General features: G+C 42.6%; 8 protein-coding genes. 7 read left to right on the forward strand and 1 reads right to left on the reverse strand.

The genetic code is table 11. The features are described 5' to 3' along the window. Positions 1–10 precede the first annotated feature (10 nt). From AC13FX_RS11510 to AC13FX_RS11540, 7 genes are all read left to right on the forward strand, one after another. Positions 11–1288, forward strand: coding sequence for a RagB/SusD family nutrient uptake outer membrane protein (locus AC13FX_RS11510; protein ID WP_482880802.1), 1278 nt, complete (start codon positions 11–13; stop codon positions 1286–1288). A 34-nt stretch (positions 1289–1322) separates the two neighbouring features. Next, a complete protein-coding gene (locus tag AC13FX_RS11515; RefSeq protein ID WP_482880803.1) occupies positions 1323–2921 on the forward strand; it encodes an amidohydrolase family protein in 1599 nt (532 codons plus the stop codon). Positions 2922–3081: 160 nt separating this feature from the next. Further along, positions 3082–4599, forward strand: coding sequence for an amidohydrolase family protein (locus AC13FX_RS11520; RefSeq protein WP_482880804.1), 1518 nt, complete (start codon positions 3082–3084; stop codon positions 4597–4599). Between the two features lie 83 nt (positions 4600–4682). Continuing rightward, positions 4683–6284 carry an amidohydrolase family protein gene (locus tag AC13FX_RS11525; RefSeq protein WP_482880805.1) on the forward strand — a complete coding sequence of 534 codons (1602 nt, stop codon included), beginning with the start codon at positions 4683–4685 and terminating at the stop codon, positions 6282–6284. A 40-nt stretch (positions 6285–6324) separates the two neighbouring features. After that, entirely contained in the window at positions 6325–9285 is a 2961-nt protein-coding gene (locus AC13FX_RS11530; RefSeq protein ID WP_482880807.1) for a tetratricopeptide repeat protein, read from the forward strand. Positions 9286–9310: 25 nt separating this feature from the next. Then, entirely contained in the window at positions 9311–10633 is a 1323-nt protein-coding gene (locus AC13FX_RS11535) for a M20/M25/M40 family metallo-hydrolase (RefSeq protein WP_482880809.1), read from the forward strand. After that, positions 10633–11040, forward strand: a complete 408-nt coding sequence (locus AC13FX_RS11540) for a RidA family protein (protein WP_482880810.1) — start codon at positions 10633–10635, stop codon at positions 11038–11040. The genes AC13FX_RS11535 and AC13FX_RS11540 overlap by 1 nt, the downstream gene beginning before the upstream one ends. Here the strand turns inward: AC13FX_RS11540 and AC13FX_RS11545 are convergent. After that, positions 11025–13664 carry a TonB-dependent receptor gene (locus tag AC13FX_RS11545; protein ID WP_482880811.1) on the reverse strand — a complete coding sequence of 880 codons (2640 nt, stop codon included), beginning with the start codon at positions 13662–13664 and terminating at the stop codon, positions 11025–11027. The two genes, AC13FX_RS11540 and AC13FX_RS11545, sit on opposite strands and share 16 nt — an antisense overlap. Position 13665: the final 1 nt, after the last annotated feature.

Here is a 13665-nt window from a genome sequence, read left to right on the forward strand (position 1 = left end):
TATTTCAGTTATGAAAAATACAAAGACCAATATAGTAATTAGATATGGCTCCTTATTTATGCTGGGAGCACTCCTTTTCTTCATGGGGAGTTGTAATCTACTCGAAGTAGAAAACCCAAACAGCCTGACAGTTGAAGATGTAGGTGCACCTTCATCAGCAGAGGGCTTGAAAAATGGCCAACTCAGTGCCTTGATGTCAGGTATGGGTTGGACTTTTGCTGCAACATCAACAATTAGCGATGAAATATATTGGACAGGTTCATATGAATCGTACAAGATATTTAATGAAGGAAGTGTAGCATTCGATGCCAATGAGATCTTGGTTGCGGGCTTTCCTGAGATTAGTCAGGCAAGATATATGTCAGATTTTGCGATCGAGAAGCTCGAAGAATTCGATTCAAATGATGAACTAACCGACCGATCAATACTAGTCAAAAGCTACATTTATGGAGCTTTAACGAGAATAGTTATTGCCGATTCATACGATAACTTTGTGTTCTCAGATGGAATAGAAACATCATCGGCAATTGGTGAAAGTCAGATGTCAACACTATATGACCAAGCCATTTCGATGTTGGATAATGCACTTCCTATAGTTCAATCTCTAAACAATGACGTACTTGAAGCTCAGGTACTTGGTTTGAGAGCAAGAGCTAAACATGCTAAAGGCGTTTGGAATAAATTGAATCCAAAAGGAACCATACCTGCTAACCCACTGGTATCTGGTACAGGTGCTGTGCAGGACGCTGAAGATGCTTTGGCTTTAATGTCTCAGGACTATAAGGCTACTATTGACTATTTAACACCCAATGTGACCAATTATTTAGCCGGACAGGTTAACTCACGTGGTGAACTTACTTTGTCACCTCCGTTCAATGACATTGTGACTGGTAATACAGATCCAAGGGCAGAGGCAATAATAAATGATTTCTATGATACTCAAACGTATACAGAAAACTACTCGCCATTTACTTGGTTATCTGCCCGAGAAATGCATTTGATCATTGCAGAAGAATTAGTTGGATCAGATGATATCAGAGCCAGAAACGAGATCAATGTTGTCAGGGACCTGGATGGATTACCTAATATGCAGCCGGGCGATGATTTTGAGTTGTTTATCGAGCACGAAAGAAGAGCAAACCTTTTACTTCAGGGAAGACGCCTAAACGACTTATATCGTTTTGGCTCTCAATCATCTAACTGGCTACCTAATGAAGATGCTGTTACAACTCCGGGCATCTTACTTCCAATTCCAAGAAATGAGCAGTTAGCTAACCCTGACCTCTAATCTTTAAATAATTAAAAACATTTAGCTTATTATTATGAAAAAATACAACTTAAAAACACAGTTATTAACCATGGGGGTTTTGATACTCTCCATGGTTGCTAACATAGCGATTGCACAACCTTCAGATCCGGCACCGGATCGATCAGAGGGCGAGGGACCATATGAGCGCCTAATAATCAGGGGCGCAAATTTGATCGATGGCACCGGGGCACCTATGACGGGTCCTGTGGATATCGTAATTGAAGGAAACAAAATTGTTTCTGTACATAGGGTCGGATATCCGGGGGTTCCTATAGACGAGGAAAGACGTCCTGACGGAGCAACCAAAGAATTGGATGCTTCAGGAATGTATGTGATGCCCGGGTTTATCGATATGCACGTTCATACCGGTGGTAAACCTAAAGTGCCTAATGCGGAATACACCTATAAGCTTTGGATGGGCCACGGTATCACAACTGTTCGTGGAGTACCGTTTGATAATCTTGAATCTTCTTTGAGTGAAAAAAGAAGAAGTGAGAGAAATGAGATCACTGCTCCAAGAATGTTTAGTTACCACCGTATAGGTTCAGGATGGGATAAGCCTGTTAATACTCCAGAAGAAACCCGGGAATGGGTGAGATGGGCAAAGGATCAAGGTATTGATGGGTTAAAAGTTGGTGCTCATGATCCGTTAATTATGGAGGCGTTACTGGATGAAGCTGAAAAATTAAACCTGAATAGTACGGCTCACCTTGATCAAATTGGCGTGGTTCGAATGAACACAGCTGATGCGACAAAGTTAGGTTTAGGAGCTCAGACCCATTACTATGGCCTGTTTGAGTCAATGTATGATGACCATGACCTGCAACCTTATCCCAATGATTATAATTATCAGAATGAGCAGGACAGATTCGGCCAGGTCGCGAGACAATGGAATAAGATCGTTGAACCGGGTGGCGAAGAGTGGAACGCACTCATTGATCTGTTTCTTGAACATGATCTAACCATGGATCCAACCATGACTATCTACGAGGCGAGTCGTGATGTAATGAGAGCAAGAAATGCAGATTGGCATGAAGACTATACACTTCCAACTCTGTGGGATTTCTATAAGCCAAACAGGCGTGCTCACGGATCTTACTGGTTTGACTGGACGACAGAAGATGAAGTGCAGTGGAAAAACTTCTATCAGCGTTGGATGCAATTTCTTGATGACTACAAAGATGCAGGAGGACGTGTGACCACCGGTTCTGATGCCGGATTCATATATAAGCTATATGGATTTGATTACATTCGAGAACTTGAATTATTGCAAGAGGCAGGATTTCATCCATTAGAAGTCATCAGATCTGCTACTATGAACGGCGCTGATGAACTTTATAAAAAACTTGATGAAGAACCTCCTTTTGGAATTATTCGCCCCGGCAAACTTGCCGACCTGATAATAGTTGAAGAGAATCCTTTGCAGAATTTGAAAGTCCTATATGGAACAGGGGCGATAAGAGTAGAAGGCGTAGATGATATAGTACGTGTTGGTGGTGTTAAGTATACCATCAAAGACGGAATAGTTTACGACGCAAAGCAACTTTTGAAGGATGTGCGTGATATGGTTGATGCCCAGGAAGCAGAGCTTGGCAAGAAAGACAAATACTAAATCTGTTTATAACATATAAGTAGCTTTATATGATAACATACAAACCCCTGTTCAAAGCAGGGGTTTCTTTTTAAAAATAATTTTAGGTGTAATTATGAAATGTATCAAAATAGCAGCGTTACTTACCTTAGTGGCGTTAATGGGCTTTAGCTCAAGTTTGATGGCTCAGAAACAATTTGGAGATCTTGCGGAAGGTCCCTACGATAGACTTGTGATTCGAAATGCAATGGTTATTCCCGGTCATGGCGGACCTCCGGTTGGTCCTTATGATATAGTGATCGAAGGAAATATGATCACTGAGATGATCCCTTTTGATCCGGTGACAGCAGAAAGAAGAGGTGACAGTAACAGGCCTACCGGAAACAGAGTAATTGAGGCCAATGGGAAATATGTAATGCCGGGTATGATCGATCTTCATATGCACCTGCGTCAGGATCCAATGGAAATTGAATATGTATATTATACAAAGCTTGCACATGGTGTGACCACCATGGTACCAGCCCCTGATAGAGGTTTGGATAATGCCATGAGTGAAGCCCGAAAAAGTGAAAATAATGAGATTCTGGCTCCAAAAATGTTCCCAATTTGGGGATGGGGAACAAATACCGGTTTTGATCGTGAGTTTATCGAAAATCCGGAAAATGCTTCACGGGTTGCTGAAGAAATGTTTCGGAAAGGAGCACATGTAGTTAGCGTTGGAAGCCTGGGCTGGAATCAGGAATTATTAGGTGCTGCAACTAAAGCAGTAACCGATGCAGGAGGGATTACTACCTATCATATTCCACCAAACACTACTTCAGTTACACAGGCCGTGGATGCCGCTAGATTGGGAGTAACCATGATAGAGCATCATTATGCATATGCTGAGTCTTCACTTGACAGATCCGTTCAGGATTACCCGCGTGATTATAATTATAACGATGAGAATGCCAGATTTCGACATGCCGGTAAGGTTTGGACTGAAGCTAACAAAGAAAGATTATTGGGTGAAGTGGCTGACTCATTATTTGCCTATGGTGTTCATATGCTGCCCACAAGAGTTGTGTATGAAGCAAATAGAGACATTTTAAGAGCCTCAAGTTTGCCATGGCATGAAAAGTATACCCATCAATCCCTGATCAATTGGAATTTACCAAATCCCGCTTATCATGGTTCTTACCATTATGATTGGACTTCTGATGATGAATACTATTGGACATATGCATTTGACCTTTGGGGTGACTTGATCTATGAATTCAATAAACGAGGTGGCCATGTTTCTTATGGCACGGATGATAACTATATCTGGGCAACACCGGGTTTTTCTAATGTGAGAGAATTACAGCTCATGCGGGAAACCGGTATGCATACCTTAGAAGTGTTAAAGGCGGCTACTCATAATAGTGCTGTTACTTTAAGACAGGAAAAACTTGGCCTTGTCCGACCGGGATATATCGCTGATTTGATCATAGTAGATGAAAGTCCTCTATATAATCTTAGAAATATGTATTCATTTGGTGCTGTTAACACCGATGAAAATGGTGACATGTATAGAACAAAAGGGATTATTCACACTATCAAAGATGGTGTAGTAATAGAAAATGCTCTTTTAATGAAAGAGATCGAGCGAATGGTAAAAATGTCGAAAGAAGGAGTTGATCCTGAAAATATCATGACCTCGCCCTTTTTAGTAGACTAAAAACAGTTTCTATGATCAGGTCTTTTCAATCTGTTGATAGGACCTGATCCCTTATTATTCATCTCTTCCAAAATATTATGATCATGGTTTTTACAAAGTACACCCCGGGTTTTTTAATCCTGTTTCTGTTGATCGGATTATTCAATACCATTTCAACAGATCTAATAGCTCAAAAGAAATTCGGAGATCTTGCCGAAGGCCCATATGACAGATTGGTTATTCGCAATGCAATGGTCATACCCGGGCACGGTGGTCCTCCGGTTGGGCCATATGATATTGTGATTGAAAAAAATATGATCACTGAGATGATCCCTTTTGATCCGGTAACAGCAGAAAGAAGAGGAGACAGTAACAGACCTACCGGTGACAGGGTTATTGATGCTGAAGGAAAATATGTGATGCCGGGATTAATTGATCTCCATGCTCATTTACGACAGGAACCCATGCCTTTGGAATATATTTATTATCTGAAACTGGCGCACGGTGTTACCACACTTGGTCCTGCATCTGATCGGGGAGTAGAATATGCGATGGATGAGGCCAATAGGGCTGAGAAAAATGAAATACTTGCTCCAACCATGTACCCATTGTGGTCATGGGGTTCTACTTTAGGTTATGATGAGATCTTTCTGAATGATCCAAAGAATGCCCCTCGTGTTGCAAAGGAAATGGTTGAGAAAGGTGCTCGTCAGGTCTATTTAAATGGAATTGCCTGGAATCAGGAATTATTTAAAGCGGCTGCGAGATCTGTCTGGGATAATGGAGGTGTTACCGGTGTGCATATTCCACCATCATACACTGCTGTTATAGATGCAGTGGATGCCGCCCGTCTTGGTGTTACATTTATTCTTCATCATTATGGGTATGGGGAATCTTCACTTGAAAGATCTGTTCAGGACTATCCAAGAGATTACAATTTTGATAATGAAAATCATCGTTTCAGAGAAGCAGGTAGAGTTTGGCAGGAAGCGGATAAAGAAAAATTACTTAATGAAGTTGCTGATTCTCTGGTTGCCTACGGTGTTATGATGCAACCCACACAAGTGGTTTATGAAGCAAATCGAGATATTTTAAGAGCTCAAAACCTTCCATGGCACGAAAAATATACCCACCAATCATTGATAGAATGGAACCTTCCAGATCCGGCTTACCATGGTTCATTCCATTACGACTGGACTTCTGATGATGAACAGACCTGGTATGAAGCTTATGATCTTTGGGGTGATCTGATCTATGCATTCAATAAAAAGGGGGGAACTGTAGCCTACGGAACCGATGATAACTATATCTGGGCAACCCCTGGTTTTTCGAATATTCGTGAACTTCAGCTATTACGTGAGTCTGGAATGCATACCCTTGAAGTTTTAAAATCTGCTACACATAACAGTGCTAAAGCATTAAGAATAGAAGATAAAACAGGATTGGTTCGTCCGGGATATGAAGCGGATCTGATCCTGGTTGATGGCAGCCCATTATATAACCTTCGGTTTCTATACTCATTTGGTGCTGTGACTTTAGATGAAGACAACGAGATGTATAGAACCAAGGGTATCATCCACACCATAAAAGACGGGATCGTGATCAACAACGATAAATTGATGGAAGAAGTAGCCAGAATGGTTAAAGAATCCAAAAAAGGAATTGGTTCAAACATTGCTGATGAACCATTTCGTATTCATAATTAAATTGTAATAATTGATACCAGAATTTTTAGAGTTCATATCTATGACCACACAGAATATCTTCTTCAAATTTCAAATAAGAATGAATAAATATTACAGGTTTAAACTCATTGGATTGCTCTTATTATCTATTATTCTAGCCTCCGCTTGTGGTAAGAATGCACATAATAATGCTGATAACCTAACCACAGCCACCCAGCAATTAGCGCAACAACGAACCCAAACCCTGCAGGTGCTGGAACAAGGGGTGACCCATAATGATGTTCAGAAACTTGTGGAACTTGGTTTATGGGATGAGGCAGAGGGTTACCTGGATGATTTGGGGGATTCTGACGAGACGAAACTGATTAGGGCCGGTCTCAACTACAAGAAGCACCGATACGAAACGGCAGAAACATTGGTGAATGAAGTTCTGGAAGGTAATCCCTCAAACAGGGAAGCCCGTCTATTGAAAGCGGATCTTGAGATTCAGGCATGGAGATTGGATAATGCCGGGGAGATCGCTGATGCAATATTACGTGAAAATGAATCTGATGCAAAAGCAGGATATGTGAAGGGCAAGGTTGCACTATTGAATCGTGATTATGATGAAGCCCTTAAGTGGGCACAGGATATTCAGCAATGGGATCCGGCTCTTGCTGAAGGATTCCTATTGGAGGGAGAGGTATTATTTTGGGATCAAGACCCCGCTGCAGCTGAGCCTGCGCTGCAGAAAGCCCTGGAGGTCAACCCATTTAATGCAGATGCTCGTTTCAGTTATGGATATGCCGTTTGGAGAAGGGTTGACGCCACTCAGCTTGATAATATGGCCGGCCATTGGAATCTGGCTTTTAAGGTAAACCCTTTGCATTACCTGACACACTGGCATTTTGGAAACGGACATACAAATCTGACCTATGCTGATTACACCCATGAATCGGATGAGGCCGTTCGTGAAAAACTAGAGAAAGCTGATGCTTTACTGGCACAGGACCGAGTGGAGGAAGCGATCGAATTGACGCGTGAGATCGGTGAAGATCATCCGGAATCTGTACTGCCTGAGATGATGAGAGGATCATTCTATTATATGTATTACAGCATGGATAGAGCCGAGCGACTCGATTCTGCAGAGGTACATTTCCGCCGTATCCTTGAGAGAAAACAGAATTATGGTCCGGCGCATAATGCATTGGCAGCTGTCATCAAACAGCGGCAGTTTCAGTATCTGGAGGAATATGAGGAGCTTGAACAGATCATAGAGAACACTGAGATCCCTGAGGAAGAGTCTGTATTTTATGATGTCTTTAAGGATGCAGAGTATTATCCGGGTAACAGGGTTAAAAGGATGATAGCCCAGCAGATCGGCCCCAGTAAAGCCTATCTGGAAATGATCCGGAAATTTGATTCGGATTTTGCCATTCCTCCGCTGCATATTGATCTGGCCATAGCCATGGATCGTAACTATTTCAGATTTGGAACCACCTTTGATAACCGGCAGTGGATGGATATCCGGGGTGTGGGAAGCGGGGCTACCGGGATCGAGTATCTGGAAAGGGGGGCTCATTTGGAAAGGAATGTTCTTGCCCATGAGTATGCCCATTTATACCATGGAAGGATACTGACAGATGCTGAAGACCGAAAGATCCGGGCCTTGTATCATGAGGCAATGGCCAATAATAAAACCCTGGATTATTATGCCTCTAATAATGAAAGTGAATTCTTTGCACAGGGCTACGCAGGATTTCTGGCAGAGAAAAAGGTTCATCCCTTGAATCACAAATCCATGAACACAAAAGAATTTATTCAGGAGAAAGATCCGGACTATTATGCATTTCTGGAAGAACTTTTGAAGAAGCAGGAAGAGTATCTTGCCGGCAATGAAAGCGTATTGGCTGAAAATTGGTCACAGACCTATCTGACTCTAGCTGAAAGAGAAAGTAATGACCACACTCTTGCAGCATCCTATCTTGACACAGCATTGACCTACAGCCGGGATTATGTGCCTGCTATACTGGAATATTCGCAAGTTCATGCCCGACAGGGAAATTACGAAGAAGCTTTTACATACATTCAAAGGGCAAAGAATATTGATGAGACATATGCCCCTGTTTATATCAATGAGGCAAATATCGTTCATTATCAGGCTCTAAGTGGCGAGGTTGGTTTTGATGAGGCACTTAATAAACAGGATGGACTGCTTGAACAGGCTAAGATATTGGAAGAAGATCTGGCTGAGGCTGCACAATTAAATCGTTTGATGCGTCAACGATATCTTGAATATGGAAGAATTGCCAAGGCTCTTAATACCGCAGAAGCCTATGTTGCCACCGCCCCAACCATTTCTACCTATCTGACTGATCGAAAGGAGGAAGCAGAAACCTTTACCAATGAATTGAAGAGTCAGCTTGGATACTCGGCTGATGTTACCCCGTTTTTCAGGGATTTGTTAGATCAGAATCCACAGAATTTTGATCTTCGTTCAACCTATGCTGATGTATTAATGCGACAAGAACTCAATGATGAGGCTCTGGGAGTTCTGGAAGAAGGTCAGCGTATACTGGAATCAGCGGGTAATAATATATCAGGATATCCTATCAGGATCGCCCGGATCCATGTCCTTAATGGTAATAATGAACAAGCCAGGGAATTTCTTGATAAAATTGAAGTTGAGGGGCTTAACAGTCGGGACAAAATGCTACTTGCTGAAGTTCACGGGTTACTTTCTGAGGTTGACAACGGAATGGAGATCCTGAATAAGCTGGAAATGGAGGTAAAACTGCCTCTTCATAGGGCTGAGGTATTAGCCTTGAAGGGAAAGTTAGCTCATACACATGGTGATACTGATGACTCACGAGGCTTTTATACGGAGGCACTTGAGTATAATCCATATCATCTTCAGGCTAGATCTGCTTTGGTTGTTTTATTGGATCAAGCCGGTGAAACGGAAGCAGCCAACCAACTGATCGAAGAAGCCGGTGAACTGGAAATACCATTGGGACCTGATCTTTCCGCAGATATCAACTAACGGTTAATACTACACTACATACTTTATGAAAAACTTATTGAACCTCACTTTATTTCTTATTCTATTTGTTAGTCTGAATCATTGTACATCAAAAACTTCTCAGGAGAAAGCAGATCCTGAAACTGAGGTCACAGTACAAAAGGTCTATGAAAATGAAATAATGGAACTGACCGATCATGATAGGGTCCAACAAGCTTTGGCACATATTGAGGCTGTAGATGAAATTACTGTCAGAAATCAGATCCTGATCACTGAGATCCCGGCTCCGCCGTTTTTGGAACAGCAACGTGCGACAAAATTTTCAGAAATGATGGCAGAACTGGGGCTAAAACAGGTTAGAGTTGATAATGAGGGTAACGTGATCGGTATTCGGCCAGGAACAGAAGGAGAGCGAAATATTGTGATCTCGGCTCATTTGGATACCGTATTTCCCGAAGGAACAGATGTTGAAGTTGAAGTCAGAAATGATACTTTATTTGCTCCGGGTATTACCGATGATACCCGTGGCTTAGCTGCACTACTTACTTTGGTCGATACCTATGAGACCCTTGGGATCTCGACCCGGGATAATATCTGGTTTGTAGGCACCGTAGGTGAAGAAGGTATTGGAGATCTTAGGGGTGTGAAGCATCTGTTCGAAACAGAAGGTGAAAATATCGATGCTTTTATTTCCATTGATGGAAGCAGTGATTCCAGGATCGTTAATCAGGCACTTGGTTCACATAGGTATCGTGTGACTTTTAAGGGGCCCGGAGGACATTCATGGGGAGCCTTTGGGATCGGGAATCCGGCTCATGCATTGGGCAGAGCTATTGCGATCTTTGAAGATATGGCTTCTGATTTCGTCAAGAATGGAGCAAGAACCAGTTATAATGTTGGAAGAATTGGAGGGGGAACGTCAGTTAATTCAGTTCCCTTCGAAAACTGGATGGAAATAGATATGCGATCCGAAAGTCAGGAAAGCCTGAAGCAGATCGATGCCCTTATGCATGAAGCGATCGATAAAGCTTTGGCGGAAGCGAATAGCATCAAAACGGAAGGACCTGATCTATCTGTTGAAATTGAGATGATAGGGAATCGTCCCTCCGGAACCATTGATCCATCCTCACCTTTTATTCAGAGAGCTATCGCGGCCACAAGATTTTTTGGAGAAGACCCGGAACTGGCTCGTTCATCAACAGATAGTAATGTTTCGATCTCTATGGGCATTCCTTCTATGACCATAGGTGGAGGTGGAAGTAGTGGAAACTCACATTCACTTGATGAGTGGTGGTTCAATGATGAAGGCTACAAGGGAATTCAAAGAGCTTTTTTGATCTTAACGGCAGAGGCAGGTTTAGCAGACTGATGAAAAGGCAAAACTATAGCTCCGGAGCGGAGTGGGAAAAGAAAGTTGGTTATAGCCGGGCTGTTCGTGTAGGTGATCAGGTGTTTGTTTCAGGAACCACGGCTATAAATGAAGAGGGCAAAATAGTGGGAAAGGGTGATCTCTATACCCAAACGGTTCAGTGTATCAAAAATATTGAAAAAGCTCTATTGAAAGCGGGTGCTTCACTGAATGATGTGGTCAGAACCCGAACATTTGTGACCAATATTGAAGATTGGGAAGCCTTTGGTAAAGCCCATGAAGAGTATTTTGGATCAGTCAAACCGGCGGCTACACTGGTTGAGGTCAGTAAACTTATAGACCCGGAATTGATCGTTGAAATGGAAGTGGATGCCGTGGTTTCCGAATCAGATCAAAACCAAACCTGAGCACTGAAAGAAGGCTGAAAACCCAGATCATAGACATCCACAGGTTGTGAGGTAAGGCGTCGCTCATTTTGAGGGACCGAGGTATCGATCACCAGATTCAGTTCGCGATACCATGTGTTTTTTCTATCCAGAACATTAAATACTGATGCTTTAAGTTCAATTTCCGCCCGCCCGATAGCTCCTGAGTATTCAATGCCCACATCCAGCCGCTGATAATCAGATAGCCGTTTCTGGTCTTCAACCTGCAAAAAATACAATCGATTAGGGGATCCGGAAGCATAGTTGAAGCTAAGGAAAGTAGTGAGATTCGAGGTAATGCCGATATCTGCAGAGCTGTTAAAACTATGAGTCTGGTCCCACTGGGCATAGAATTCCTCGCCGTTAAGGATATCAGGGTTGCTGAAGGTAGCTTCCGACAAGGTATATGAATTCGTGAGGGTTACCGGTCCCAAACGGTTTCTGAGCAGTACCTCAAGGCCTTTCGAAATACCATCGTTATCATAAAGCCAGGGCAGGGCTTCAAAACTGTTGGTAAGTGTTTGAGAATTGATCTCAAACAATCGGGCATTATCAAGCATTTTGTAATAGCCCTCTACCTGAAGCAGTGTATTTGAACCCATGCGGGCATAGATCCCGGCTGTAAAATAATCTGATGAGGTTGGTGGTTGCTGATCGGTACTGATCACCCATATATCGGGACTGCTTACGTTGTAGAATGATAACCGATGCATGAATTGATAGTTTTTACTATAACCAACGCCAAGTGAAAGTGGTCGCTTATCCAAAAATTTTAGTTTGATGCGCGGGGAAAAGTATACTTTTGATACATCAGTATAGTAATGCAGGCGACTTCCCAGGTGCAGGTCTAACAGATCCCAATTGGTAAGGTCCAGTTGCCCGTACACATCAATAAGATTGGATTGGAATTCATTGAGTAAACCTGGACGATCAAACGATTCCTCAAAATATTCACCAAAGAAATATTGATAGGATGCACCAAAGGTCCAAAACCCTGAAGGCATGCTAAGGTCAAAGCTCTGATCGAACTTGATCTCGTTGAATACACTCTTATTCTCCAGTGGAAAAGTAAAGACCTGTATACCTGTTCCATCAGAATTCACCCGGTTGTAAACAAAATCATCTTTTTTGAATTCGGTATTGTATATACTGACAGCTGTCAGGGTTTGACTGTATAATCGGGTTGACAGCGGAGATTTATAGGAGATGCTTGAGCTGAAGTTACCCCATTTATTCAGAGTTTCAACCTCTTGTAAACTAAAGCGTTCAAGAGGTTGATTCGGGTTGAACCTGCGCACCAATCGTTTGGCATCCTGAGAAACATTATCTGCACCGTAATATGCCCCAAAGGTCAACCGGCCTCCATTCTTATTTTCAAGATAGATCTTACCATGCAGATCATAAAAAGCAGCATTATAGTCGCCCGGTGTTACCAGGCGTGACTGAAGTTCAGTTAAATTATCGGCTATGACCTCACTGGGGCGGTCAATATTCAACCCATAGGCAATCAGCTCTTCATTACCCAGCCAGTTGACGGTATTCATTGTGGAAGTTCTGCCTGAAAAGAGAAAGCTGCTGCGTCCTTTTTTCAGTGGGCCTTCGACTGTAGCATTAAAAGCAGTATTACTAAGTCCGGCTGAGCTGTTAAATTGATTCAGGGAACCGGATTTGGTTAGCATGGAAAGGGTACCACCTGGAGAGGAGGGCAGTTGGGCCGGTGTTACATCATAGAAGAAACCGGATGTTTGAAGAGCGTTGGGGTTGAAGCTGTCCAATAATCCAAACAAGTGACTTTGGTTATAGATGGTGATGCCATCAAGGAGGATCTGTGTGGCATCAGGTGAACTCCCTCTTACAGTGATTCCATTGTTGACAGCCGGTCCTGTAGAAACTGAGGGAAGGGATTGCAAGGCGCGTGTGGTATTGTTTTCCCCAAAAGGACTCAAAACACCGGTATTTATAAAACTTCGATAGATACTGTCAGAACTTGATGGAAAGGTGATACCGGTGATGACAATATCCTGTCCCTGAACTGCGGTTGGGGTGAGCCGAATGGTCACATCCTCGAATGAGGTCCCATCGCGAAGGTCAAGTTTTATTTCGTTGGTTTCGTAACCCAGGTAGGAGCTTTGAAGCGTGAAATCAGGACTTCGAACCGTTGTATTGATATTGAAAACTCCAGAAGAATTACTTGCTACCCCATACGTTTTACCGTTTCCTTTCCAGAATATAGTGGCGTATGGGAGCCGTTCACCGGATTCATTGTCTACTACCTGCCCACTGATCGTTAAAGTAGGTGTTTCACTGTTCCTTTTGCGATATAAAACGATCTGTTTTCGTACCTCATCAGATTCTATAGAGATCTGGTAAAAGGCCAGTTCTGTTTTCAGATCCTGTATGAAATCATTACGGTTCGTTTCAAGTGTGACCTTTATACCGGAGACCTGTGATTCTCTGTACAGGAACCTGTAATCAGTTTCATTTTCTAAGGTGGTAATTACATCGATCAGCGGTGTTGACTGAAAACTGAACTGAGCTATGGCAGGAGAAGATAATCCTGACAAAATGATCCCCAAAAAGGCCGAACAGATTAAGTTTTTGATCATT

The organism is Gracilimonas sp. B-17 (genome assembly GCF_056857935.1).